This window comes from [Clostridium] citroniae WAL-17108 (assembly GCF_000233455.1).
GTDB lineage: Bacteria > Bacillota > Clostridia > Lachnospirales > Lachnospiraceae > Enterocloster > Enterocloster citroniae.
Window position 1 is genome coordinate 221,988 of sequence record NZ_JH376429.1, and the last position, 24,763, is coordinate 246,750.

Genomic DNA, 24,763 nt, shown 5'->3' on the forward strand with positions numbered 1-24,763 from the left:
TTGACGACATCCCTCAAACTGTAGAACTTATTATCTTGGACTGTGTTTGCTCCACTGCCCCGGTTATACTGCCTTAAGCCATGTTCCCTTGGGCATGCTTCTCCTGCTTTTTCTCCCCTGCTGCTTCCTGTACTTCCTCCTCAGGCAGGATCAGATTCAGCGTCACTGCTGTAATGGTGGCGATCACCACTGCGGATTCTCCAAAGATCGTCTTGGCCCAGTCAGGGAACAGGGCAAGGCATCCCCCTGCCTGGATCACACCGATTCCAAGGGCCACAGCCAGCCCCACCACGGAAGTATTCCTTGCTGTCAGCTTTTCCTTTGTGATCAGCTTGATCCCCGTCATGGTGATCATTGCAAATACGGAAACCGTAGCTCCCCCCAGAACACAGGAGGGGATGGTCGTGAGAAGGGAGGCAAACTTGGGGATGAATCCCGCAATGAGGATGATCACTGCTGCCAGTCCCAATACGCAGCGGTTCACCACTCTTGTCATGATTACAATGCCCACGTTCTGACTAAAGGTTGCCGTGGGAAGCCCGCCCACAAAGGCGCCAATGATACTGGCCACTCCATTTCCAATAATGCCGCCGCACATCTCCCGGTCCGTAGGCTCCCGGTCAAGTCCGCCTCCTGCAGTGGATGTAAAATCCCCGATTGCCTCCACGGAGCTGACAATGTACATAATGATCATGGAAATAATGGACGTGAGTTCAAACTTCATGCCAAAATGAAGAGGCATGGTGAACTGGAACCACCCGGCTGCTCCCACATTATCAAAGGAAACCATACCCATGGCCAATGCCACCAGATATCCCAGGAACATTCCCATAAGAATGGATGCCAGCTTGCAGATTCCCTTAGTAAAATAGTTAAAAAACAGTACAATTGCCAGTGTGGCCACAGCCACCAGCCAGTTTCTGGGACTCCCAAAATCCTCAGCCCCCACACCGCCTGCCATGTAGTTCACCGCCGTAGGGTACAGGGACAGGCCGATGGTGAATACCACAGTACCTGTCACCAGGGGCGGAAACAGCCTTGTAAGCTTTTTGTAGAACAGCCCCACCGCAACAGCTGCCAGTCCTCCCACCAGCTGGGCCCCAAATATGGTGGGAAGGTCAAATCTGCTTCCCAGGGAGATCAGCAGCGGTATGTAGGCAAAGCTGGCTCCCATGATGACCGGAAGGCCGGAACCGCAGAACCGCCCTAATGGAAACAGCTGGAGCAATGTGGCGATTCCCGATATGAGAAGCGCGGATTGGATCAGGATGATCTGCTGGGCCGGATCCACCCCGGTCACTCCTGCCAGGATAATGGCCGGTGTAACACAGCCCACGATCATGGCGACCACGTGCTGGACAGCCAGGGGAAGGGCTTGGATAAAACGGGGAATCCCGTTCAACTCAGTTACCTCTGCATATGCTTTTGTTTTATTCATATCTATCGTCTTACCTCTCTATTCTAAGATTCACAGAGCGGCAGCTTTTCCTGCCACTCCAGGTGGTGATACAGGAAAATGCTTAGCGACTGATATATTCCTCTACAACTGCATTTGCTTTTTCTACAATCTTCTCCTCATCCACACCGGCCAGTCTACCATCCCTGACCACGATCTTTCCATTTACAACCGTATAATCCACGCAGCCCTTTAATCCCACTGTGCACAGCACGGATTTGGGGTCAAACTGGGCTCCTACCATCTCAATGCGGTTCAAATTCACCAGGAAGAAATCAGCCGCCATTCCCACCTCAATACGTCCCAGTTCCTCCCTACCAAGGATGCGCGCGCTTCCCCTGGTGGCCATCTTAAGGATATCATATCCGTCAGGAGCTTCCTGGCTCCAGCTTAGACGGTGCAGCAGGTAAGCCACTCTCATCTCCTCCAGAAGATTGGACCCATCATTGCTGGCCGATCCGTCCACGGCCAGCCCAACAGGAACTCCCAGCTTAAGCATCTGTGGAATCAGCGCAACGCCAGAGGACAGCTTCATGTTGGACACAGGACAGTGGGCAACGCCGGTCCCCGTGTCAGCCAGGCGTTTTAACTCTCCCTCTGTAAAATGTATGCCGTGGGCATACCACACGTCCGGCCCCACCCATCCAAGGCTCTCCATATACTCTAAGGGGCGCATACCAAAGCGGGACAGGGTAAACTGCTCCTCATCCTTTGTCTCCGCCAAATGGGTATGAAGCCTGACCTTGAGCTTCCTGGCCAGCACGGCGGATTCCCGCAAAAGTTCCCCTGTGACACTGAAAGGGGAACAGGGGGCCAGGGCTACCTGATGCATGGAATACCTGCTGCCGTCATGATGCCTGGCCACGGCTTCCTCCGAGTCCTTCAGTATCTCATCCACGGACTGGACCACGCTGTCCGGAGGCAGTCCCCCATCCTTTACACTCAGGTCCATACTGCCCCTGGTTGCATGGAAACGCATCCCCAGTTCATCTGCAGCATGGAACTGGGCGTCCAAAAGCCCGCCTCCCACCGTACCGGGGAACACGTAGTGGTGATCCAGGCAGGTGGTGCAGCCGGTCTTTAGCAGTTCTCCCATACCAGTTAGGGAACTGTAATAAACCACGTCCTCATCCACGTGCTTCCAGATCTCATATAAAGTTTTCAGCCATGGAAATAATTCCATGTTCTGTACCTGTGGTAAATTCCGGCTGAATGTCTGATATAAATGATGGTGTGTATTAATAAGTCCCGGATACATCACCATATTAGATGCGTCAATCACATCCGCTGCTGTTTCTTCATTCTGTCCAATACTTTCAATTACTCCATCCCGTATAAATACGTTAACACCGTCAAGCAGCCTGTCATCAGCGTCACATGTCACAAGATGCTTAACGTTCTTTACGAGCAGGGTTCCTTTCATGATTACCTCCTGATGTAAATTCCTAAACATTCTTTGCTTCATAGACTATATGACTGGTATACTGCCGGCGGCACGGGTGTCCACGATGCACCCTCATACCAGAGTATGATCCATACCCTCTGTCCGGTATATATGATACCGGCCGTATGCCGCGTGGTCCCAGCTATGTTTTAAACAGCTATATAGATATGATTTTTCAAAGAGCAATAGATACTTAACCAATATATCAATGATTGGATATAAAATCAATATCCAATATATCAAATAATTTTTGCATATTTTTGTGAAAATCTAACAATTTTTGTATTTCATCTTCCCGGGAAGTGCAATGTTATCCCGGGAAATGCAGCGTCCCCCACACCGGCGGCGTGATCGTGGAAAGCACCTCCACATAATCCTCCGTTTCATTAATACATGTATGGGGTAAATCCTCCTCTATGATAGTAGTGTCCCCCTGATGCAGCACAATGGGCTTATCCCCCACTAAAACCGTCAGCATTCCCTTTAAAACAAGAAGCGTCTCCTCGGAATGATGAACAATGGGGATTTCCGAATCCCTGGACCTTGGTTCCAGAGTGGCTTTTATCATCAGCGTTTTCGGAGAAAAATTCTGGGAAGGGAGAGGAGTAAGGAATTCATATTCCACACTGCTTTTCTTAATGCGCACAGATAAGCGCTCCTCCCGGCGTATGGTAAGATTGTGATCATTTTTATGGTCATCCATCAAAACATAGAGAGGAACATCAAACTCCCTGGCAATCTTCCTCAAAGAGGAAAGAGATGGTTCCGCCTCCTCCCGCTCCACCTGGGAGATATATCCAATTGAAAGTCCGGTCCTCTCTGCCAATTCCTTGATGGTAAGATTCTGTTTCTTGCGGTATTCCCTAATATTTGTGCCTAACATACGAAACTCCTTCTTTGGTAGTATCCCTATTTTAACGTCTTATGCCCGCTTGCGCAAGATTTTTATGCAGAAACTTTCCTGGAATCCCCCAGAAACTTTCCTGGTGTCTCCCCAGGGATTTCTACAATAATAGACAGAAGTAGTTGACCGATATTTTAACCTATAGTAAAATTAGAAGATAATATTATGCATTAATTAAGATATATACATAATTCAGGAGGATGAAATGAAAATTACAGGGATGAACATTGAAAAAGTACAGATTCCGCTGAAGGAACCGTTCAAGGTGGCTTTTACAACTGTCAGCTATCTGGAAAGTGTACTAATCCAGGTGTCCACGGATAATGGCTGTATAGGGTTTGGGGAAGCAGCTCCCTTTGCCCCTGTGACCGGTGAAACCGTGGACGGAGTTATTGCTGTGCTGGAACTGTTCAAAACAGGGCTGCTGGGCATGGACCCCATGGATATCGAGGCAGTCCACGCCATGATGGACGGCGTTATTGTAGGAAACGGCGCTGCCAAATGTGCCGTGGACCTGGCAATGTACGATCTTATGGGAAAATCCATGGGGCTGCCGGTCTACAAACTGTTAGGCGGCTACAGCAACGTGGTGCACAATGATATCACCATTGGCATCAGCAGTCCTCAGTCCATGGCAGCGGAGGCCAAGCGCCTGGTGGAAACAGAAGGTTACCATATACTGAAGATTAAGGCAGGTATCAATTACAAAGACGACATCCTTGCCATGAAACTGATCCGGGAGGCAGTGGGACCGGACATCCGCCTTCGGGCCGATGCCAACCAGGGCTACAGCGTATCCGATGCGGTCTGTGCCCTGGAAGGTTTTAAGGAGTACGGCATAGAGGCCGTGGAACAGTGCCTGCCTCATTGGGATATGGAGGGATCTGCATTTATCCGCAGCAAAGTGAACGGGATCCAGATCATGCTGGACGAGTCCATCCATGGCCCGATGGATGCGGCCAGGGCCTGCCGTCTGGGAGCGGCCGATATCCTCAATATTAAACTGATGAAATGCGGCGGCCTGTATCCCGCCTCCAAGATCAACGCGGTCGCGGAAGCCAACGGCGTTACCTGCATGGTAGGCTGTATGCTGGAAACCAAACTAGCTATCACTGCAGGGCTGAGCCTGGTGGCAGCCAAGAAAAATGTGACCGAAGCAGACTGTGACAGCTTCCTGTATTACAAAGAAAACCCAATTGAAGGCGGATTCACTCAGGAACGGGATATATTTACCCTTCTGGACGAACCGGGATTCGGAGTGTATTTTAACATGTAATTCCCCGCATATCCGGAGGAATACAAAAACAACGAAAGAGGTGCATATATGCAATTCCCGATTTTTCAGACCACGGACGAACTGCTGACCGTTATTTTGGTTATGGTGGCATTTTCCCTGTGGGTACAGAGATTCAAAGCTTTTAAGTATGTAGGGCCCGCCCTCACGGTTATTGTGATCGGACTAGTCCTGGTAAACCTCCACATAGTGCCTGGGTACCAGGACGTATACGGTGTGGTGATCACCTACTGTGTTCCTATGTCTATTTCCATTTACCTGCTGAATATCAACCTGAAGGAGCTGGCAAAGCTTTCCGGCAAGGCCCTGGTCGGCCTGGTTTCAGCCGTGTTCAGCGTCTGCCTGGTGGCAACTTTGTTTGGAGTAGTCTTCAGCGGACAAATGTTTGAGGGCTGGAAAATAGCCGGTATGTTTGTGGGAACCTACACGGGAGGAAGTTCCAACCTCACTGCGATCGCAGTGGGTCTGGATGCAGCCAATGAGACCATTGCCGCCGCCAACGCCGCAGACTACGTGGTAGGCATGCCCACCCTGTTTTTAATGTTTGCGGCACCTGCTCTGTTCCAGAACGTACATTTTTTAAAAAGGATCTGGCCCTTCCGTCTGTCAGATGAAGATCGCATCGGCGATGGGGAGGAACCGGTTCTGATGGCTGAACAGAAATGGAGCATCCAGGACATTGCCTGGCTTTTGGCCATTGCAGTTACCATTGTGACCATTGCCACAAAGCTGTCCGCCTTCCTTCCCTCTGATTTTGCCAGCGCGGGAAGGATCCTCCTTATTTCCACACTCTCCATTGCCGCAGCCCAGATTCCGTCTGTGGGCAGGCTGAGAGGAAACTTAAACCTTGGTCTGTTCTTTGGAATGATGTACCTGTCCATCATTGGATTCAGCGTGGACCTGGCATCTTTCTTTGGCTCCACCATGACAATCACCCTGTTCTGCTTCTGCGTGATCATCGGAAGCATCAGTCTTCACCTGTTCCTTTCCAGAATGTTTAAGGTCCCGTATGAATATGTGATCCTGGGTATCACGGGAGCGATCGCAGACGGAACCACCGCATCCCTGGTGGCTTCCAGCGCCAAATGGAACCGCCTGGTCAGCGTAGGACTGCTCATGGGAGTGATTGGCGGCGTGTGCGGAAATTATGTGGGTATCATGGTGGCTTACCTGATCAAATTCATCATTGGCGCATAAGGAGGGATTGAATGGAACAATGGAATTTTTACCTGTCCGGTATTTTATATGGAATCTTCGAGCGGAGGGATGACCGGATCTTCCACCGTCCTCTGGACGTATACACCGGAATGCCGGGCGAATGGAAGGAACTTGCGGAGGATGACACCTGGTATCTGGAACTGGGAAAAATGAATGTCCGAAAAGCTCTGATGGAACTGGAGGCATACGAGGCAGGGATAAGGAATACTGAGACAAGAAACACCGCGGCAGAAAACACTGGGGCAAGAAATGCTGGGGCAAGAAATGCTGGGACAAGAAATGCTGGGACAAGAAATGCTGGGACATGGAATGAATTTAAGCGATTTGAAACTCCCGGCGGGGAGATATTTGAAAAAAGAGATGATAAGTCTTTTGTTCAGAGAAATATTAAATTCCCAAAAAATCTCATAACGGACAATGGTCAGGTAGCTGCTTTTGTCACCCCTTACCGCGACCAGTGCGCCGTACTTGTGAGAAACGGCCTGGAGGATAGGACCATTCTAAGCCAGTGGGCCGAAGTTAACCGGAATCCCCTCTGCACAGTGGAACATCCAGTAACGGAAATGGTGCCCATGCGTGACCAGGTCCGCCTGGCAACCGATATCTATCTTCCGTCAGGAGCCAAGAAGGTTCCCACCGTGCTGGTCCGCACCCCATATGGAAAAACCATGGGCATTTCCTGTTATTTTCGTTTTGTCCAAAGGGGCTATGCCGTGGTGATCCAGGATGTACGGGGCAGGGAGGACAGCGAAGGCGAATGGCTGCCCATGTACTACGAAGTGGAGGACGGGGACGATACCCTTTCCTGGATTGCCCGGCAGCCCTGGAGTGACGGCAATGTGGGTATGACCGGGGGCTCCTATCTGGGATATGTGCAGTGGGCCGCGGCGGCCAGTGAAAACCCGCATTTGAAGGCAATGCTCAGCAGTGTCTGTGCTGGCAGCCCCTTTGTGGATGTTCCCAGACGAGGCGGATGTTTTAATTCCGGCATGCTTGCCTGGGCTTTCCTGGTATCGGGACAGCATTCTGATCCCTCACTGATGGCGCGGGACGACTGGGAGGAAGTGCTGGATATCCGTCCCCTGGAAGAACTGGCTCCCAAAGCCCTGGGATATGATATCCCATTTCTGAGAAAATGGTTTTCCCATATGGATTATGACAAACTGTGGCAGCAGGGAAACTGGAAAGACAGAACCAACGCCCACCGCGTGCCTGCCCTGATCATGTCCGGCTGGTTTGACGATAACGGGATGGGCACCACGGAAGCCTTGGAACTTTACCACGATTATCAGGAGAAAAAGGTGATCCTTGGCCCCTGGATGCACGCCGGCAATGCGGATTACGATATCCATGGTTTCGCCCTTGGGACAAATGCCCTTCGCTATGATATGGACCTGATCTGTTTGGCATGGCTGGAACATTATCTCAAAGGAGTGGATAATGGCATAGACCGCACGCCGAAGGTGGAGTATTACACTATGGGAAGCAACCAATGGAAGACCGCAGACAACTGGCCGATTCCCGGCACCAGTGCACTGACCTTTTATCTGGACGGAGACCAGGAAGACGCAGCAGCGGTGAACAGAGGAATCCTGTCCGTAAGCGCTCCTGCGTCCCCTTCCTGGGATTCCTATGAATATGATCCGGAACATCCGGCCCTCCACCTTGTAGATATGTCGGAAAATGAACTGGAAGTGCCTGCGGATTACTCCCTTGAGGAAAAACGCCCTGATATCTTATGTTATTCCACCCAGGCATTATCCTCAGACCTGACCATTACCGGGGATGTGACAGCAGAGCTTTATCTCTCTTCCGACTGTGAGGATACGGATCTGGTCGTGCGCATCACGGATGTGGATAGGGAGGGACGTTCCATGAAACTGGCAGACGGTGTCCTCAGCGTACGGTACCGTAACCAGTTTGAACACCCGGACTTTATGGAACCGGGACAGATCTACCCTGTTAAAATCCGTACTACCAAACTGTCCCACACCTTTTGCAAAGGTCATTGCCTAAGAGTCACAATAACCTCCAGTGCAAAAAATTTTATCTTTCCAAACCGGAACACCAGAGATGGCTTTAACAGTGTGACGATCAAAACAGCCCACAACAGGATCCACCGGGGCGGAGCCCACGCTTCGCGGGTGATGTTTAGACAGGAAGTGTGATGGAGCGTTCTGAGGGGATTTCGATTTTTGTGACTTTCAAATTGATAAGATGATTCTATAATAAATGTCGAGGTATATGAAATTAATTCATACACCCCGACATTTTTCCTTTGGTATGATCGTAATTGAAAAATTACCAAGTTCAAATCTGCTACATGCACACAGTCTTCGCAGACTGTGACAGGCATGGGTGGACTTATAACCGCCATGCGCAGAATTTCAATCCACACAGTCCTCGCAGACTGTGACGTGTGAGTATCGATACTTACTATATGCATAGGTGATTTCAATCCACACAGTCCTCGCAGACTGTGACTAATTACTTGTTTCTCTCCGCTCATATATGCGGAATTTCAATCCACACAGTCCTCGCAGACTGTGACATCCGAGGGATAACATACCTGAAAATAGAACCATACATTTCAATCCACACAGTCCTCGCAGACTGTGACTCTAAATCTTAATTCTATAAAATAGGACAGCTCAATTTCAATCCACACAGTCCTCGCAGACTGTGACCTGGCTCCCCGGTGTTGCCCAGGTAAAAGCTTCGATTTCAATCCACACAGTCCTCGCAGACTGTGACAATGATATTGCTGGAATATAAAATCAATATAATAATTTCAATCCACACAGTCCTCGCAGACTGTGACGCTTTTGCAGCCAACTGATGAGGAGTTGCGGGAATTTCAATCCACACAGTCCTCGCAGACTGTGACTGGGGATTTAACGTGAGGGATTCGCACGGTCCAATTTCAATCCACACAGTCCTCGCAGACTGTGACCGGTCTTAGTATTCCAGGTTGTCCCACCATCCGTTATTTCAATCCACACAGTCCTCGCAGACTGTGACGGCAAATACCTATTTCATCTCTCGACCATGTCCACGATTTCAATCCACACAGTCCTCGCAGACTGTGACCCCTTCTTACCGGTCACCATCTCCGTGAATGCCTTATTTCAATCCACACAGTCCTCGCAGACTGTGACCAACCAGAGCAGATATCAATGAGGGCTTTGCTTTATTTCAATCCACACAGTCCTCGCAGACTGTGACGTTATATACCCGCAGCCAAATGCATTAAGCGGTATTTCAATCCACACAGTCCTCGCAGACTGTGACCGGCAATGCCCAACAGGTTTTAAACCGCGTATATATTTCAATCCACACAGTCCTCGCAGACTGTGACCAAGTTCTTTCCATCCGTCAAAAGCTAACAAAAGATTTCAATCCACACAGTCCTCGCAGACTGTGACAGCAACTTGAGGGCATGATTGGGAGCGGGTATCATTTCAATCCACACAGTCCTCGCAGACTGTGACAATCAACCGATTCCCCTTCTACCTGGGCATCCTTATTTCAATCCACACAGTCCTCGCAGACTGTGACGAATATCTTCCCTTAAAATAACCGTCCCAAAATATATTTCAATCCACACAGTCCTCGCAGACTGTGACGGCAATTATGCATGATATTTACTATTAAATACAACTTACCCTCATACACAATGCACAAATCTCTTTTCATATTATACTACATCTTCTCTCGAAATCAAATATTATGTGCTTTATTTTGGTGCGAATCTCCTAGACATTTTATGTTTGCTTGGGATTCGCACCATAATACTTGTATTCCCTTTTTCTGATAATATTTAATCCAAACTTTCAGTTTTGTACCCCAAAGCAATATTTATTCCAATCCCATAATATGTAAACATACACTTAACAATTGAACCGCTAAGGAGAGCAAAGAGATTTTTTTAAATTTCTGATATCAAGATCACTTAAATGATAATTCTCCAGCTTATCGTTTTCCACAATTTTGATTTCTTCACTATCTTTATGTTTTAATGTTCTTCTCGTTTCCGTAATGATAGATAAGGTCCAAATTAAAGTTTCAGAAAACAAGTCTTTCAAGGAATTGATATAAGCATTAACCTTCCCTACAGAATATGGACACTTGAGAAAAAGTAACATAAATAACACCGCGCCGAATGATTGTTTCTGTACAAGCAAAGGGCAAGAATGTAAAAAATTTGCAGCAACAAGCATAGGAAAAAATATCCTTTCAAAAAAAACGATCATTTGTGTCTACGACAGTAACGGTGATTTTTACTAGTTGAGAATATCCCCAACCTTAGGCAAATTAAAATTTGTTTAATCAAATATTGTTTCCCAGCTTTCACTTTTGTATGCTTTAAAACACATTTTCACCTGTTCAATTGTGTTTTTTTCTTCTGCAAGCTTTGGTATTTCATCTTCATTAAAATATTTAAATTCTGTTGTTTCAATATTTTCTTGAAACTGACCGCCAAGAACAGAGCAAAGAACAAATACTTTACATACACCATAGGCATATACTGGCAAATTGTGTTTAGTTCTATCTTGAACTGCAATTATTTTATCAGCAGAAACATCTAAGCCCGCCTCTTCTTTAACTTCTTTAATAGTGTTCTCTTTTACGGATACATTTACATCAACCCAACCACCAGGTAAAGACCATTTTCCATTATTTTCTTTTACAAGAAGAATCTTACCATTTTCAAATATAGCTGCCCTTGTATCTAGTTTAGGTGTCTGATAGCCAATTTCATTACAAAATAAATCTTTTACTTTTTCAATGGATATATCTGTTTTATGTGATAATATTTCAGCTGATATATCTCTAATTCTCTCAAATCTCTCTTTATCATAAATATCTTTACCATATGTCAATCCAGCTTGAGCAAGACTTTGTAATTCTATTGCCCACTCTAACCATTTTTCAATATTGTTCATATATCCCTCTAATATAAATTTATATTTATAGGCCCTTTTAACATATACATCATAGCTTTCGCATATGAATTTTACTAATATAATCCTGCTCTATGCGTTATAGCAATGTCAGAAACCCTCAACACGCGCTTTCGCCATTGCATGATATTTCCTTATATCTGCCCCATGGTTTTATATCATCATAAGAAATTCAGGCGCTATTTGGGCATCAAAGCATTAAAAATCATTTCTTTTTTAAGTGTTTTAGACTGATAAAAGGCCAAAAATGTTTTGATATAACATGCTTGTCTCTTTGAAAAGGATCCGCCATTTGTGCTGTCCACAACCAAACTTTATCATGCTCAAAAGTCACACTTTCTTTGGGTACCCCTGTCTTATATATGATTAACCCTGACAGGTGGCCATTTATTATAATGGAAAATATATTAAAAGAAACGGTATAAAGATCTGAGCTTACACCGTTTCTTATTGAACAAATTTAGATAAATTACTGCACCCAGCCCCCGTCACTTCCTACATAATACCCATCCGGTGTCGTGGTATTATGATACATTGCGCCGTCATCCCCGCAGTAATACCACACTCCGTTCCAGGGGATCCAGCCGGTTACCATATAGCCTGCAGCATTGAAAAAATACCACTGGCCGTCAATAAGCTGCCAATTGTTTACAGTATAGCTCTTATCCGCATTGCAGTACCACCAGCCCACATTATCCCTGAGCCAGGCACCGCTGTAGTTATTGCCTTCGCTGTCATATGAGCCATATCCGCTGTGCCCTGCGTTGATCTCATCCGCATCCTCAGAAGAGACATACCAGGTATCTGATTCCTCCCAGGAGCCCTTGTCTGAAGAGCTATAGACGCCCCTCACCTTAAACATATAATCGCCGCTTCGGGTGATATACTTGGAAAAGTCGTAACTGGTATCCGAGGTGGTGATGACAGAGGTAACGGAATTGTCATTACGGTACAGGCGCACCTCGTATTTTCTGGCATCACCGTCATCCTCCCAGTTGGCTATGCCGGATGACTCGTCCCATTCCAGTTCATAGACATCCAGGTCCCGGTCACTGCTTCCCTCCAGAGAATCCAGTGTGATATAGACAAACAATGTGCTGCTTTTTCTTGTCACGGAAGTAACCCTGCCATCCGCACCGCTCAGGTCCACATCGCTTTTGGAAAATCCGGAAGGGAAATAGTAATCATCCTCCGCATCTACCGTAACCTTCAGTTTGGGCTTGTCATTGTCATCCCATTCATCCTTTGGTTCGTTGGTCACTTCCACATCACTGACACTGTACCTGCCGGAATCAGAATATACATCCACATTGCTGGAACTGTCCCCGGCCTCGATCTCTGATTCCACCTCCAGAGATACGCTGTTGATCTCTGTTCTTGAGGCAGCCATAGCAGTGCTGCACATCAGAGTTAACAGTCCTCCGGCTATCCATATCATTGTCAGCTGCTTCACTCTCTTCATATTCCCCACTCCCTTTTTTGCTTTATAATGGGCTTCCTTTTTATCCCATTATATACGAAAACAGGATAAAAAGGAAGGGATGGAGGCCCAGATTCCCTCTGTTAATTTTCTCTGTTATCTCCCTTTACGATTTCCCTATATTATTCTCCTGCGTTATTTTCCTGTGTTTTTTCACTGTTTTTCCTCCATTGGCTGCCTTTGGCGGTTTCCTACCGCTTGTGGAACCGGGCCTTTACAAAAAGTGGATCTAATCCCAGATTTCCTGTGGATTCTGTATCCTTACCACGGCATAGAACATCTCTGGTGTAGGAATCATTGGAAGGTATACATAGTAGGAGGGAAGCCACTGTGTGGGACTGTACTTTTCCTTTGCCCGGGATAGATCCCGGAAACCATAACACTCATTCAGATGTTCATACACAAAACACAGCAGCCGTTCCACCAGATTGGCGCTGTTCTCCTCCAGACCGGCCAAAGGCGCTACGCCCAGGCTGCCAAACTCCACGCCCTCTTTCTTAAACACCTGAAACGCTTTATGGATGATCGTTTCCATCACACCTCCCGGCGCATCCTGCCCGTGCCTTGTGACATCGGCCATATACCCTTTTTTCCCAAGAAGGGAACAAACACGATAAAGGCGGTCGATGCATAGAAATAACGCTTATCCATAGGTTGTTCCAGCCCTACTGAGCCCAGTGTGAATTTTAGCAGTCCACTCTTCTTCTGAAGCCATTCCTGGGTAATCCTGTCAAATCCCTTTTCTATCTCTGTATCCCTCTGCTCCATCACCTTATATTCCCGTACCGTAACCCCGGCCTTGGCGGCATGGTTTATGTTCATAATGCTGAATATCCGGCCCTCTGCTTGTGCGGGGCTGGATCCAGGGTTTGACCGCATACAGAAAGGCGGCAAGAACACCCCCACCCTCCCCAGCTGAACCAGAAAAAAACCAACTCAAATCCAGGAACCCCCTTGGCTCGGGATATCCCTTCCCCATTCCGAAAATCCTCCCTAAAATAGACAAATGCAACGGCCGGGGCTCTATCCCCGGCCATGATAACTAAGTGGGCCGGATGGTGAAACCCAGAAAAACAACGGACAAAATTCATGCATAAGATAAGGACCGCAATACACCATTCCACCCTTTTTGCGCTTCATCTGCTGAAGGGACGCGGCCAGGAGCACAATGGAAAATGCCCTCTGGACCATCTTTCCCATTTCCAGTGAAACCTGCACCTTCTCGGATACGGGCAGGGACGGAAGGAAGCTGAGGATCAGCAGCGCCAGGGAGGCCAGCGCAATGATACTAATAATAGTATTTTCAAATCTGATACGGCGGTTCCGGCTCATGGTTACCTCTTTTCTTCCTATGCCTTCCATCAGGTACTCCTTTATACTCTGACAGCCTGGTACCGGGAATTTTACTTTTAGAATATCACCTGACGGATATCATTTCAAGGATTTTATCCTCCGGCACCTCCAGAGACAGTTTAAGGGAATAGGAATATGTTCCGTCTGTCCATAGTGCAAAGCTGTATCCTCCCTCATTCCCTTTCAGGGTGGCCCTGCCTATATCAAGTACTGCCTCTGTTTCATTTTCAAAAAGATTATAATCCCCTGATCGGTCCTCTGTACCAGCCCACATCCGGTATAAAGCGCTTTGGCCTTCACCACTGTAATCGATCTGGGCAACTTCTTTCCAGAATGCGGTATAAGTCTTATCAGTCACATCAAAGGGAAGGGAGGACAACTCAATGACCTCAAATCCCACTGCCTCGGAAAGACTCTGGAGGGAGGCGCATTCCTGGATATCCGGCACCACCTGGACTGCAGGATCCTTAGGTTCCATGGGAGCCTGTCTGAGAAGTCCTCCCGGATAAAGAGCCGTACCTGCCAATATCACAACAAGGCAGACCGCTGCTGCCAGTGTTTTTACATAAGAGGGCAATCCCTTCCTGGGAGGAGCCGGTACCAGGTTCATGTCCCGGATATTCCCCAGGATACGCCGGCTCATCTCATCCGTCACACTGACTCTATCCATAATCTGTTCATACCGTTTCCTCAAAATCATACACCTCCTTTAAGATTTCCCTCAGTTTTCCCCGCCCCCGGCTCAGGCTGGAACGCACGGTCGCCTCCTTCATTTTAAGGATTGTTCCAATCTGAGCCGTGGAGTATCCCTCGTAATAAAACAGGTGGATCACTTCCCTGTACCGGACAGGCAGTTCCCTTACTGCCTCCCACACAAAAGACAGATCCTCCCGCTGTTCCGCAGCCAGCGTATCCCTCTATTTCCCGGATCCGCTGTGCAAACACATGTTCCAAACATACACATATCATGTCTGTCCCCTGCCTCCTGACTATCTGACGTTCTTAACCAGCTGCTTCATTTCCCCGCTGCCCACAGCCTTGCGTACCCTGATTTCTCTGTCATGCGCTGCATCCCGAAAGATCAGTTCGATCATTCTCTCCTCTGACACACGTATCACTGGTTTTCCCCAGTCTTCCGGCATTTTCATGACCTGGATCTCAAAACCGGCTCTACGGCCGGCCTCATTAAGGCTCCCGCATTCCGTAAAGGGATTTACCATCCCCGCCATACTGCCTGCCAAGGCAGGCTCACCGGCAGCATCCAAGCCGCTGCCCATAGCCGGATCACATAACATCATGGCACAAAGTGTTAATACAGCTATTTCTTTCATCATAATTATTTCCTTCTTTCCTGATTCAATTAGACTGCCTTTTGGCGGTTCTGTTATAAATACAGTTAAGGAGATAAAAATGTTGCAAAAAATTATTAAATTCAAAAAAGGCTGCCGCCTGCAGTTGAAATTCAACTGTCTGCGATAGCCTCTTCCTATATCAGTTCAACTTAATAACACCTCTGTCCACATAGCTTTGGACCGCTGCCTTTATGGTTTCTACATTTGTGTACCTGGGTTCATACCCCAACAGGTTCCTGGCATTTTCTATACTGTAAAAGCCGCTTCTGGCAATGTGGAAATAAGTGTCGCTGGTTTCCGTTTCATCACCTATATACTCACACCAGTCTTTCCATGGGAGAAAACCGATCTTAGGCTCCTTTCCAAAAAATCCATACATGAGTTTTGCATAGCCGTACAGTGTGATGGACTGGCTGCCCACTGCATGGAAGGTTTCCCCTAACGCCTGATTCCGATGGGTGATCGCTTTAAAGAACATCTGCGCCACATCCTCGCCATGTACATGATGTAAGGTCTCCATTCCGAAATTAGGAAGGAAGATCTCCTCCCCTTTAGCTATTTTTTCAAACACAACCGGTGTTTTATTGGCCCAGGGATTCATGATGGTCCAGCCCGGACCGGAGATCTGTCCCGGCATAATGATCGTTGCAGGAAAACCGGCTGTGTGATACTGCTCCCTCAGGTAAATCTCACTTTGGAATTTATTAAAACCGTAATCATCCAATGGTGCTTTCTGCAGATCAGCAGGATCAGCAGGCAGTATTTCGGCCCTGCCATGGGCCCATACGGAAGAACAGAACAGGTAGTGGGAAAGCTTTGTACCCTTTAGAGCTTCTGTCGTTGCCTTTGTATCTTCTATATGGAAATTGATCAGATCGACCACAATGTCCGGCTCCATGCCTGCAATCTTATGAGCAAATCCTTTGTCCTTTTCCCTGTCCATGATCACAGGAGTCACATAATCCCATGCCTCATCCTCCACATACGGCCTGCTTATTCCACGGGTAATATTGATAACCTCATAGCCGGCACGGACAAGCATTGGAATAAGATATGTACCAATGTGGCCGCATCCGCCTGTCACAACAACATTCATTGAATTCCTCCTTTTCCGATAGAACACATTATAGTCTTTCTAACAATTATACACCCCGTCATCCGTGGCCAGCAAGTCAAATCCCCCCCATCAGTTCTCTCATCACCCGATCATCCAGGCGTCCAGTGATCAGGATATTTCCTTCCGGCCCATTAAATGAAATACCGTTCCAGAGAGGTCCCTCCCATATCCGGATGCCATATATCTCTCCTGCTGTTCCCCCTACCAGGCTCCGGGCTTTTTGATCCAGAAGTTGTCTCTGCTGTTCCGGTATAAGGAATTCCGCCTTGGAAAATATCTGTTCCCATCCGTCACTGTACTTTGCATGTTCTGTAAACAATACATAGTGCCCGGTGCAGCCATTCATTCCTCTACATCATTAAATGCCAGCCGGAGTGCATGTATGAAACGATCATAAGAATAATCCTCCAGCCCATTGCAGAGAATGCAGTCCTCCATGGTATCCGTGGATATTCCAAACAGGGCTACATCCACATCACCTGCAGGGTAGAGGATGGTTTTAGCGTTTCAGGTTTTCAATAATAATTTCCCCTTGATCCCCAAATGGCGGAGTCAGTGAATATGCTAAATATGACATTTACTATCAATTATTGTATACATTTCATTATAACAGCCGGAATTAAGCTATATCAGTTTCCATTAAATATAGAGGGGGGATTATATCTATTACACAATGGAAAAAGGGATACCTGGGAAAAATATTTTAACCTTTTCTTTTTGCCGTAGCTCAATGCAAAAAGCCGCAATCTCATAATAGAAGATTGCGGCTCTTTAACACTTTTTTTCTACAGCTTCGGAATATTCAAATCAAACATGCTTGCCAGCGAAAACCAGGAACCGTCATCCGCATAGTGAACAAGGGTGGCATACGCACTTCTTGTCACAAAACGACCTTCAGGGGAATGGTTCGCACACACATGCACCACTTCTTCCGGCAATTCACATGTGATTGCGATGTAAGTTCCATAAGCCGGGTGCCGCACATTGGGGGCTCCTGTTGTCTTATGGTTTTCTCCCCAGCGCTTTCTGTTCTCAGGACTATACTCATAAGGCTTGCCTACATCGTGCAGGAGTGCGCTGGCTATTAATATGTCTTTGTCCAGTCCTAAATCCATTTCATAAGCCCTGGATAGATTTTCATACAGACTTAGCGTATTGTATCCAACCGCGCGGATGTGCATACTCTGGTCTCCCAGCGCACTGGCCTCGGGCATACCGGAGCCTGGCATTTCTTCAATTTGTTTAAAGCCGTTGATCTGTAACGCATACGTCCATGCATCCGCAGTCTTGTTTCGCAGTTCCTCATTCTGAATATCCATAATCTGAGGAAGGGTCTTAAAAACTCCCTCCCGTATTTCCTGATCAAGTTCAATCGGTATCATACCACAACTTCCTTTCCTTTTATAAATAGTTTATTCCATTTAAATGATCAAATTAGGTAACCATGTGGTGAGCGGAGGACAATAGGTCACAATCAGCAGTGCGATACAATTAACTGCCAGCAGCGGAAGCATTGCCTTGGTAATTCTTTCAAATGAAAGACTGCTCACATTTGACAGGGTAAACAGCACCATACCCACGGGCGGAGTCAGCATACCTATTGTGATATTCAGGATGCAGACAATGCCAAAATGCAGCGGGTCAATACCAAAGGATGCGATCACCGGCATCAGGATCGGCACCAGAATCACAAGAGCGGCCAGGCTCTCCATAACCATTCCCACCAAAAGTAAAAAGAGATTGATAACCAGAAGGGCAACGAATTTATTTGTAACCACGCTCAGGAACAAGGCTGCCAGCTTACCTGGGATTTGCTGGGCCGTAATAATGTATCCAAATGCATTGGCACAGCTCACGATAAAGAGTACGCTCATCGCGCTGGTAAGTGTATCATCCATGATTCCAGGCATATCCTTCCACTTCAGATCCCGTGTCAGAAAGCCCTGAAGAAGCGCATATAACACAGCTACCACTGAAGCCTCTGTAGGAGTACAGATCCCTGTTATGATCCCTCCTAAAATAATAATCGGAGTCAGCAGCGCAGGGAAAGATGTCACGAAGGATCTGCTTAAATCCCGGAACCCTCCAAAGGGTGTACGGGGATAATCGCGTTTCTTAGCCACTATATACACGTATATCATTTGCACAAATGCCAGACAACATCCCGGCAAAATTCCCGCAATAAACATTTTTCCCACAGATACGCCGCTGGCCACACAGTAGACCACCCCCGATATGGTAGGAGGAATAATCGGCCCAATGCAGGAAGATGCTCCAGTAATAGCTACTGCAAACTCCTCATCATAGCCATTATCCTTCATAGCTTTAATTTCGATGGCTCCCAGACCTCCGGCATCAGCCACCGCCGAACCGGACATTCCTGCAAAAACCACAGACGCCAGTACATTGGCATGCCCAGACCTCCAGGAATCCATCCTATCGTCTTCTTACAGAAGTTAAAAATCCGATCCGTCACCCCGCCCCGGTTCATAATATTGCCTGCCAGTATAAAGAAACTCAAAGCCAGCAGCGTAAAGCCGCTGGAGCCCTGTACGGCTCGGGAAACGATCATGTTCAGGCTTTCCCCATACACCATGGAATAAATGATAGAACTGCACAGCATGCAGTATGCAACGGGCATGCGTATGATCATAAATCCAAAAAAGCATAAAAATAACAATGCCATCCCCCATTATCCCCTTTCTCTCAATTCCTTGTTGATACAGCGGAACACCTCAATCAGACGCAGCAGGATGTAACAGGCCGCCAGTATAAACCCCACTGTAATAAAACAGTAAATCCAGCTTTGTTTCATCCACGGAATTGTATTCATCTGAATATTCTTTTTAAGAGTAAATTTCCAACTATATTTAATCATGTAACAAGTACAAAACAGCATGATGCCGTTAGATGCCAGATCAAACAGCCATTGTACGGGACGCGGGACCTTGTCGTAGACCAGGGATAATTCCGTATGCTGCTTCTTATGAAAACAATAGCCAATCCCTGCAAAAGCCAGCGTGCCCTGCATCATAGTAATTACCTCATCTGTCCAGATGATTGGATTATTGAACGCAAAGCGCATGATCACATGCAGGGACAGCACTAACAGCATGAATGTCATCACAGCTATAAAAAACGTCCTCTGAACATGATAAACTATGCTTTCTAACTTCTTTACCATACCGCACTCCTTTTTTTGTGAAATTGAAAGCCGGACAGGGCCGGCTTTCTCCTGCAGAGCTTACATTGCCTGAATCGCCTCGTACATACCATCAACCCACTGATCTTTAAACTGGTCGTACATAGGCGCAATCTTTTCACGGAAGGATTCAATATCAGGCTCTACGATTTCACTGTAATTTCCAATTTCTTCAATATAGCCCTGTTCCTCCTCGATCGCCTTGGTATTATGCTCCTTGGCAACTTCCCTGGCGCAGTCATACATAATATCGATCTGCTCTTGTGTCAGCTTCTGCATAGCCGTATCGCTCATGAAGATACTCAGCATCTGGAACTGGTGATAGGTCAGATTCATATAATCCTGAACCTCATAGAACTTCATTGCAGAAATGGAAGCAGGAGGATTCTCCTGTCCGTCCACAGTGTGCTGCTGAAGCGCCAGATAGGTCTCGTTGTACGCAATCGGCGTAGGAGAAGCGCCTAACTGGGTAAATGCAGCAATCGGGAGGGGTTCATTGGCCGCGCGCATCTTTAATCCGGCCAGGTCATCGGCGGTGTTCAGCGCCTTTCCCGAGGTTGTCATCTGGCGGGCTCCATAATACAGATCTGCAAGGATATGTACGTTGCATGCCTCTGCCAGACCGTCAACTAACGTCTGATGGGAATCACTGTCGTAAAATTTCATCATGTGATCCAGATCCCTGAACATGTAAAAGGCTTCAACAATAGTAAACGGTGTATAGCGTGACGTATACTGGCCCGTAGCGGAAATATATAAATCCACATCTCCCTCTGAGCAGGCTTCTGCAAGTTCTGTATTAGTTCCAAGTGTCTCGCTGGGATATACGTCAATATGGATCGCGCCTCCTGACCGTTCTTCCACCAATGCGGCAAAGTTCTCCGCAGAAGTGTTGATCAGATGCTCGGTAGACTGTGTATGGCCCAGGCGGAGAGTAACTGTTTCTGCGCCGGCCGCTGCCCCTGAATCAGCTGTTTGCGCCGCTGCCTCTGTCTGTGCCGCAGCGGAAGCTCCGGTTGTATCATTCTTGTTGTCTGACGAAGTACCGCAGGCTGTCAATGACATGGCTAAAACAAGTGACATCGTAACTCCCATAACCTTTTTAAACTGTAATTTTTTCATAATGTCTCTTCCTTTCCTTTTTATCCTTTTATTATATCTATTATTCATTCCCCAATCGCTGGCCGCCTGTTTTTATGCAGACCTTTCTCCATCCCGGCTATTGGTATAAAATCAAAGCTATCATCTCAAGGGGAACATCGCCCGCATTTTCTATTGCATGTCCTTCCCCGGCTCCGGTAAACGTAACATTCCCCGCTGATACGGTCCGGATAACGCCGTTATCATTAAATTTACCGACTCCACTTAAAATATAGTATGTTTCAGATTCATTTTCGTGGATATGATAGCCGATTCCAGCCCCCTGATTCACCGTGGTATGCGCAAAAATTCTCCCTTTACCATACATATCCTCCTCTCCATCTAACAGGGAACGCACTGTTATCTCCCCTACCCCATGGAAAGGGGCCGGTTTGCTTTCATATGGCACTTCCTCTTTTTTTCTGACCATTGTATCTCCTCCCGTTTTTTATAAGCACAATATATTCTTATTGCATGCTTAAAGTATACAACACGGTTTTTAGTATTTCAATAGCAGAATTGCTTAGATTTTAAATATATTTTTATGCATTTTCACCTAAATATGACACAAACCATATGGATACTTTTCACAAATCCCCCCCCTCTTTTTATAGTGATTTTCAATCTTGTATAATAGTAGGAATCGGCTTATAATAATCATGTTGTATACTTTTTGTTCTTGTTCTATAACCATATTTTGAGAAAAGAAGGGGTTACTTATGCCAAAAACCGGAAATCGTGATTTGAAAAATCATGCCTATCAGATAATAAAAGAGCGTTTGATCAACTGTATTTATGAGCCCGGTTCTTTCATAAATGAAAGCCAGCTGGCAGCGGACCTTGGTTTAAGCCGTACGCCTGTCCGTGAAGCCATCAACCGGCTGGAATCGGAAGGGCTTGTAAAGGTCATGCCTAAAAAGGGGATTTTCGTGTCAGATATCCAGCTCAGTGATGTCCTGCAGATTTTTCAGGCCAGGATTGAGATCGAGCCGGTAGCGCTCGGCATGGCAGCCCCTCATCTACCCACAGAGGAACTCCTGCATTTCCGCAATACCTTTACCCAGGATTTTCCAGACATTCAAAATGCCTTCCGCCTGGATACGGCCATGCATCTTTTTATCATTGAGTATTGTGGAAACCGCTATATTATTGATATGATGCATAAATTGTTTGATGATAACACAAAGGTAGTGATTGCCAGTAAACAGAACAGGGTGCAGATCCATGATGCCCGTTTAGAACATCTGGATATCATTAACACTTTAATTGACAAAGATTATGAAAAAGCCGCCATATTAATGAAAACACATATCGAAACCTGCCGCCGCGCCGCACTGGATTATTTTTATTCCATGGAATCCTACAATACCATTTCACCTGAGACATATAAAAATCATCTAAAAATATTGTAAGGAGATTTTATGCTGCCAAACCATACTGTCTATCCGTCAATGGAACTGCTTATCCTGGAACGCTTTGCGGACCGCTGCGCCAAAGTCACCGGGCAGACCGGACTTTTTCATACCCTGCTTCAAGACAAAGTTCCTGCAAAAATAATCGTGGAACAACTTACAGGCCGGACAAACACCCTGGTGTACGATGATGCCGGCCATCCATCCCTGATGGTAAGGATTCCTTGTTTTTGTCTGGAACAGGTGATTCCCCATGCCGGAAATGCCGTTCATCCCATGTTCCGGACATCCCGGGGCCAGGTACAATATGTCTGGATCTCCAAATACCAGAATATCACGGAAAAAGGACGTGCTTACAGCCTTCCGGACCAGGGGCCCAGGAATTTTATCAGCTACGATGAAGCGCTAGAATGCTGCCGGGCCAAGGGGCCGGGCTGGCATCTGATGACGAATTACGAGTGGGCCGGGATTGCCCTGTGGAGCCGCGCCCGGGGAATTGTCCCCCGTGGAAATAATTCCAATGGAAGCGACTGCGGACACCCGGAAGATACCTGCACCCTGATGTCCCCCTCGCCGGACGGCTCCGGCGGACCGGCCCTGACCGGAAGCGGACCCGTTTCCTGGGCTCACGACCATACGATAAACGGTATCTTCGACTGCAACGGCAATGTGGCTGAATGGGTTGGAGGTATTCGGATGCTGGACGGAAAGCTTCTGTGGCTGAAACCGGAGTATTCTGCCAACAGTGAGGCCCAACGGCGAAACAGCTCCTTTTGGAACTCCATGCTGCCTGATGGCCGGTTCATGCCCGCTGATTTCCCCAATACCCTTCATTTTGACTATACATGCCCGCCGCCTTCTGCCGGAGGAACCCCTGATTTCGCCCTGGCGCTCTCCCGCACATATCCGCAGCATCTATACGAACAGCCGGTTCCCGGTATGGATACCACATATGGCCACATGCCCTTTTCTGATTTCTCCTGTCTTACAGAATTGTCCGCTCAGGCCTTGCTTTCTCTCCGCGCGGCCTGTGTTTTTCCTATGGAACATGCCTGCGCTCCCGGTGATCTGTATTTTCGCAATCATGGGGAAATGGCTGCTCTTAGGGGCGGGCACTGGTATCACGAGAAAAGCGCGGGTATGTTTTGGCTGAATCTGGCACACACTCCGTCCTATACGGCCAGGCGTATCGGCTTTCGCTGCGCCTGGATCCCGGATGAAGATATTGCTACCGGATGAAGATATTGCTATCTGAAACGTTCTGTCTCCATTACAAACGTATCCCCGGCCGTGCAGCCTCCGTCCACGAATACAGTCTGTCCCGTCATGTGGACGGAGCCAGGTGAGAGCAGCATGATCACAGGCGCCACCAGCCATTCTGTCCGCCCTGCGCAGCCCCGCGGTATACTCTCTATCCGCTTTTCATATGATCTTGGATTCTCTTCAATCTGTTTCCTGTTAATATCCGTGACTATCATCCCGGGCGCCACTGAATTGACATTAATACCCTGTTGGGCCCATTCAATTGCCAATGCCCTGGTAAAGCTGTCCACTGCAGCCTTGCTGGAGGCGTAGGCTGTGTAGTATGCCTTCCCTTTCACAGTACTGAGGGAGGAAATGTTAACAATACGGCCTTTCTTTGCTCTTAGCATATAGCCTCCCGCATATTTACAGCAGATTGCCACTGATGTAAAGTTTGTGTCCATAACCTTCTGGAAATCACTGAGCGTCATCTTCTCCAGGCTTTCAATTATATTCATTCCTGCTGCATTTACCAGTCCGTCAATTCTTCCAAAGTGCCGGTCAATCTGTTCCATTGCCGCTTTTACAGCCTCCTCATGGGTCAGATCCGCAATAACACAGAGTACATCCTTTTCTGTGGATAAATTCGGGCAATGAAGCGCCTCCAGAACTTTTTCCCGGCTTTTTGAGTTTCTTACAACAGCCGCCACCCTGCCGCCCAAATCCCGGATCGCCCGGCACAGCTCCAAACCGATACCTCCTGCGGCGCCTGTAACCACGATCACTTGGTCTCTTATGCCATACAACTGATCCAATGTGTAACTCATCTGTCAATTCCTCCTACTACAATATATTTATGGTTAATATCCCTTACATCCAGTAAGGAATTATCCATCTTGTTGCTTAAGCTGTTAGAATGTAAGAGCAATCGGTATAGCGGATTCCTCCTTGGGCTTTGCGCCCGTAAATAAGTCTGCTAACCAGCTCTTCATTCGCAGCATTCGTTTTATGCAGGTTGAGCCGTCCTTTGGAATGCGTTCGTGTCACACCACAGTAGATTGAATGGGCAATGAGTAAAACTGGTATTGACCAATTGCTACCTAAGATAAAGGAGTGACATTTTTATGAGCATGAACGCAGTAGGTATTGATGTTTACCAAACGAAGAGCACCGTGGCTATCCTAC

24 protein-coding genes, 1 pseudogene and 1 CRISPR repeat array are annotated in these 24,763 nt (G+C 47.2%); of the genes and pseudogenes, 5 read left to right on the top strand and 20 right to left on the bottom strand.

The features are described from left to right. Positions 1 to 73: 73 nt before the first annotated feature. From HMPREF9469_RS25685 to HMPREF9469_RS25695, 3 genes are all read right to left on the bottom strand, one after another. Positions 74 to 1,438 carry a uracil-xanthine permease family protein gene (locus HMPREF9469_RS25685; protein ID WP_007869070.1) on the bottom strand — a complete coding sequence of 455 codons (1,365 nt, stop codon included), beginning with the start codon at positions 1,436 to 1,438 and terminating at the stop codon, positions 74 to 76. Between the two features lie 82 nt (positions 1,439 to 1,520). After that, positions 1,521 to 2,879 carry an 8-oxoguanine deaminase gene (locus HMPREF9469_RS25690; protein WP_007869073.1) on the bottom strand — a complete coding sequence of 453 codons (1,359 nt, stop codon included), beginning with the start codon at positions 2,877 to 2,879 and terminating at the stop codon, positions 1,521 to 1,523. Positions 2,880 to 3,210: 331 nt separating this feature from the next. Continuing rightward, a complete protein-coding gene (locus HMPREF9469_RS25695) occupies positions 3,211 to 3,783 on the bottom strand; it encodes a helix-turn-helix domain-containing protein (protein ID WP_007869076.1) in 573 nt (190 codons plus the stop codon). A 226-nt stretch (positions 3,784 to 4,009) separates the two neighbouring features. Between HMPREF9469_RS25695 and HMPREF9469_RS25700 the strand changes: the two genes are divergently transcribed. The 3 genes from HMPREF9469_RS25700 to HMPREF9469_RS25710 are packed head-to-tail and all read left to right on the top strand — an operon-like array spanning position 4,010 to position 8,484. Continuing rightward, on the top strand, positions 4,010 to 5,080 hold the full coding sequence (locus HMPREF9469_RS25700; protein ID WP_007869079.1) for a mandelate racemase/muconate lactonizing enzyme family protein: 1,071 nt from the start codon (positions 4,010 to 4,012) through the stop codon (positions 5,078 to 5,080). Between the two features lie 48 nt (positions 5,081 to 5,128). After that, positions 5,129 to 6,295: a DUF819 family protein gene (locus HMPREF9469_RS25705; RefSeq protein ID WP_007869081.1), complete on the top strand. Its 1,167-nt coding sequence runs from the start codon at positions 5,129 to 5,131 to the stop codon at positions 6,293 to 6,295. An 11-nt stretch (positions 6,296 to 6,306) separates the two neighbouring features. Next, the gene (locus HMPREF9469_RS25710) at positions 6,307 to 8,484 is read left to right on the top strand and encodes a CocE/NonD family hydrolase (protein WP_007869083.1); all 2,178 of its coding nucleotides are present in this window, start codon (positions 6,307 to 6,309) and stop codon (positions 8,482 to 8,484) included. Positions 8,485 to 8,700: 216 nt separating this feature from the next. Beyond that, a CRISPR array of direct repeats spans positions 8,701 to 9,942; the repeat unit is 33 nt; unit sequence ATTTCAATCCACACAGTCCTCGCAGACTGTGAC. Positions 9,943 to 10,221: 279 nt separating this feature from the next. On the opposite strand, the gene HMPREF9469_RS25715 is transcribed toward HMPREF9469_RS25710, so the two are convergent. From HMPREF9469_RS25715 to HMPREF9469_RS25785, 16 genes and pseudogenes are all read right to left on the bottom strand, one after another. Next, entirely contained in the window at positions 10,222 to 10,536 is a 315-nt protein-coding gene (locus HMPREF9469_RS25715) for a hypothetical protein (protein ID WP_007869085.1), read from the bottom strand. A 105-nt stretch (positions 10,537 to 10,641) separates the two neighbouring features. Then, entirely contained in the window at positions 10,642 to 11,262 is a 621-nt protein-coding gene (locus tag HMPREF9469_RS25720) for an NUDIX hydrolase N-terminal domain-containing protein (RefSeq protein ID WP_007869087.1), read from the bottom strand. A 487-nt stretch (positions 11,263 to 11,749) separates the two neighbouring features. Then, the gene (locus HMPREF9469_RS25725) at positions 11,750 to 12,742 is read right to left on the bottom strand and encodes a PspC-like choline-binding domain-containing protein (protein WP_007869089.1); all 993 of its coding nucleotides are present in this window, start codon (positions 12,740 to 12,742) and stop codon (positions 11,750 to 11,752) included. A gap of 247 nt (positions 12,743 to 12,989) precedes the next feature. Continuing rightward, a complete protein-coding gene (locus HMPREF9469_RS33145; protein ID WP_007869090.1) occupies positions 12,990 to 13,295 on the bottom strand; it encodes a phosphatidylglycerol lysyltransferase domain-containing protein in 306 nt (101 codons plus the stop codon). Then, the gene (locus HMPREF9469_RS33150) at positions 13,295 to 13,582 is read right to left on the bottom strand and encodes a hypothetical protein (RefSeq protein ID WP_007869092.1); all 288 of its coding nucleotides are present in this window, start codon (positions 13,580 to 13,582) and stop codon (positions 13,295 to 13,297) included. The genes HMPREF9469_RS33145 and HMPREF9469_RS33150 overlap by 1 nt, the downstream gene beginning before the upstream one ends. Positions 13,583 to 13,783: 201 nt before the next feature. After that, positions 13,784 to 14,122, bottom strand: a complete 339-nt coding sequence (locus tag HMPREF9469_RS25735; protein ID WP_007869094.1) for a hypothetical protein — start codon at positions 14,120 to 14,122, stop codon at positions 13,784 to 13,786. Positions 14,123 to 14,177: 55 nt separating this feature from the next. Next, positions 14,178 to 14,807, bottom strand: a complete 630-nt coding sequence (locus tag HMPREF9469_RS30835; protein ID WP_050814490.1) for a hypothetical protein — start codon at positions 14,805 to 14,807, stop codon at positions 14,178 to 14,180. After that, positions 14,791 to 15,021 (bottom strand): RNA polymerase sigma factor, encoded by a 231-nt coding sequence (locus HMPREF9469_RS25745; RefSeq protein WP_082197802.1) that lies wholly within the window; start codon positions 15,019 to 15,021, stop codon positions 14,791 to 14,793. The genes HMPREF9469_RS30835 and HMPREF9469_RS25745 overlap by 17 nt, the downstream gene beginning before the upstream one ends. An 81-nt stretch (positions 15,022 to 15,102) precedes the next feature. Next, entirely contained in the window at positions 15,103 to 15,447 is a 345-nt protein-coding gene (locus HMPREF9469_RS30840) for a hypothetical protein (RefSeq protein WP_007869099.1), read from the bottom strand. A 157-nt stretch (positions 15,448 to 15,604) separates the two neighbouring features. Further along, a complete protein-coding gene (locus HMPREF9469_RS25755) occupies positions 15,605 to 16,561 on the bottom strand; it encodes an NAD-dependent epimerase/dehydratase family protein (protein ID WP_007869100.1) in 957 nt (318 codons plus the stop codon). A gap of 76 nt (positions 16,562 to 16,637) precedes the next feature. Beyond that, entirely contained in the window at positions 16,638 to 16,928 is a 291-nt protein-coding gene (locus tag HMPREF9469_RS25760; protein ID WP_040417336.1) for a hypothetical protein, read from the bottom strand. 439 nt (positions 16,929 to 17,367) lie between these two features. Next, positions 17,368 to 17,964 carry an HDIG domain-containing metalloprotein gene (locus HMPREF9469_RS25765; protein WP_007869101.1) on the bottom strand — a complete coding sequence of 199 codons (597 nt, stop codon included), beginning with the start codon at positions 17,962 to 17,964 and terminating at the stop codon, positions 17,368 to 17,370. Between the two features lie 39 nt (positions 17,965 to 18,003). Next, positions 18,004 to 19,268: pseudogene (locus HMPREF9469_RS25770) on the bottom strand (TRAP transporter large permease). Between the two features lie 6 nt (positions 19,269 to 19,274). Beyond that, positions 19,275 to 19,766 carry a TRAP transporter small permease gene (locus HMPREF9469_RS25775; protein ID WP_007869107.1) on the bottom strand — a complete coding sequence of 164 codons (492 nt, stop codon included), beginning with the start codon at positions 19,764 to 19,766 and terminating at the stop codon, positions 19,275 to 19,277. A 60-nt stretch (positions 19,767 to 19,826) separates the two neighbouring features. Next, positions 19,827 to 20,906, bottom strand: coding sequence for a sialic acid TRAP transporter substrate-binding protein SiaP (locus HMPREF9469_RS25780; RefSeq protein WP_007869108.1), 1,080 nt, complete (start codon positions 20,904 to 20,906; stop codon positions 19,827 to 19,829). 97 nt (positions 20,907 to 21,003) lie between these two features. Continuing rightward, positions 21,004 to 21,354 (bottom strand): cupin domain-containing protein, encoded by a 351-nt coding sequence (locus HMPREF9469_RS25785; RefSeq protein WP_007869110.1) that lies wholly within the window; start codon positions 21,352 to 21,354, stop codon positions 21,004 to 21,006. Between the two features lie 289 nt (positions 21,355 to 21,643). Between HMPREF9469_RS25785 and HMPREF9469_RS25790 the strand changes: the two genes are divergently transcribed. After that, entirely contained in the window at positions 21,644 to 22,336 is a 693-nt protein-coding gene (locus tag HMPREF9469_RS25790; RefSeq protein WP_007869119.1) for a GntR family transcriptional regulator, read from the top strand. A 9-nt stretch (positions 22,337 to 22,345) separates the two neighbouring features. Then, complete coding sequence (locus HMPREF9469_RS25795) at positions 22,346 to 23,575, top strand: hypothetical protein (RefSeq protein WP_007869123.1); 1,230 nt, start codon at positions 22,346 to 22,348, stop codon at positions 23,573 to 23,575. Positions 23,576 to 23,583: 8 nt separating this feature from the next. On the opposite strand, the gene HMPREF9469_RS25800 is transcribed toward HMPREF9469_RS25795, so the two are convergent. After that, positions 23,584 to 24,405, bottom strand: coding sequence for an SDR family NAD(P)-dependent oxidoreductase (locus HMPREF9469_RS25800; protein ID WP_007869128.1), 822 nt, complete (start codon positions 24,403 to 24,405; stop codon positions 23,584 to 23,586). Between the last annotated feature and the right edge of the window lie 358 nt (positions 24,406 to 24,763).

Excerpts from the sequence above, each read along its gene's own strand:
- HMPREF9469_RS25690 (WP_007869073.1), bottom strand. The coding sequence starts at position 2,879 with ATGAAAGGAACCCTGCTCGTAAAGAACGTTAAGCATCTTGTGACATGT.
- HMPREF9469_RS25755 (WP_007869100.1), bottom strand. The coding sequence starts at position 16,561 with ATGAATGTTGTTGTGACAGGCGGATGCGGCCACATTGGTACATATCTT.
- HMPREF9469_RS25800 (WP_007869128.1), bottom strand. The coding sequence starts at position 24,405 with ATGAGTTACACATTGGATCAGTTGTATGGCATAAGAGACCAAGTGATC.
- HMPREF9469_RS25695 (WP_007869076.1), bottom strand. The coding sequence starts at position 3,783 with ATGTTAGGCACAAATATTAGGGAATACCGCAAGAAACAGAATCTTACC.
- HMPREF9469_RS25735 (WP_007869094.1), bottom strand. The coding sequence starts at position 14,122 with ATGGAAGGCATAGGAAGAAAAGAGGTAACCATGAGCCGGAACCGCCGT.
- HMPREF9469_RS30840 (WP_007869099.1), bottom strand. The coding sequence starts at position 15,447 with ATGATGAAAGAAATAGCTGTATTAACACTTTGTGCCATGATGTTATGT.
- HMPREF9469_RS33150 (WP_007869092.1), bottom strand. The coding sequence starts at position 13,582 with ATGAACATAAACCATGCCGCCAAGGCCGGGGTTACGGTACGGGAATAT.
- HMPREF9469_RS25700 (WP_007869079.1), top strand. The coding sequence starts at position 4,010 with ATGAAAATTACAGGGATGAACATTGAAAAAGTACAGATTCCGCTGAAG.
- HMPREF9469_RS25795 (WP_007869123.1), top strand. The coding sequence starts at position 22,346 with ATGCTGCCAAACCATACTGTCTATCCGTCAATGGAACTGCTTATCCTG.
- HMPREF9469_RS25785 (WP_007869110.1), bottom strand. The coding sequence starts at position 21,354 with ATGGTCAGAAAAAAAGAGGAAGTGCCATATGAAAGCAAACCGGCCCCT.
- HMPREF9469_RS25720 (WP_007869087.1), bottom strand. The coding sequence starts at position 11,262 with ATGAACAATATTGAAAAATGGTTAGAGTGGGCAATAGAATTACAAAGT.
- HMPREF9469_RS25765 (WP_007869101.1), bottom strand. The coding sequence starts at position 17,964 with ATGATACCGATTGAACTTGATCAGGAAATACGGGAGGGAGTTTTTAAG.
- HMPREF9469_RS25705 (WP_007869081.1), top strand. The coding sequence starts at position 5,129 with ATGCAATTCCCGATTTTTCAGACCACGGACGAACTGCTGACCGTTATT.
- HMPREF9469_RS25760 (WP_040417336.1), bottom strand. The coding sequence starts at position 16,928 with ATGAATGGCTGCACCGGGCACTATGTATTGTTTACAGAACATGCAAAG.
- HMPREF9469_RS25725 (WP_007869089.1), bottom strand. The coding sequence starts at position 12,742 with ATGAAGAGAGTGAAGCAGCTGACAATGATATGGATAGCCGGAGGACTG.
- HMPREF9469_RS25715 (WP_007869085.1), bottom strand. The coding sequence starts at position 10,536 with ATGCTTGTTGCTGCAAATTTTTTACATTCTTGCCCTTTGCTTGTACAG.
- HMPREF9469_RS25775 (WP_007869107.1), bottom strand. The coding sequence starts at position 19,766 with ATGGTAAAGAAGTTAGAAAGCATAGTTTATCATGTTCAGAGGACGTTT.
- HMPREF9469_RS25790 (WP_007869119.1), top strand. The coding sequence starts at position 21,644 with ATGCCAAAAACCGGAAATCGTGATTTGAAAAATCATGCCTATCAGATA.
- HMPREF9469_RS25780 (WP_007869108.1), bottom strand. The coding sequence starts at position 20,906 with ATGAAAAAATTACAGTTTAAAAAGGTTATGGGAGTTACGATGTCACTT.
- HMPREF9469_RS25710 (WP_007869083.1), top strand. The coding sequence starts at position 6,307 with ATGGAACAATGGAATTTTTACCTGTCCGGTATTTTATATGGAATCTTC.
- HMPREF9469_RS25685 (WP_007869070.1), bottom strand. The coding sequence starts at position 1,438 with ATGAATAAAACAAAAGCATATGCAGAGGTAACTGAGTTGAACGGGATT.
- HMPREF9469_RS33145 (WP_007869090.1), bottom strand. The coding sequence starts at position 13,295 with ATGGAAACGATCATCCATAAAGCGTTTCAGGTGTTTAAGAAAGAGGGC.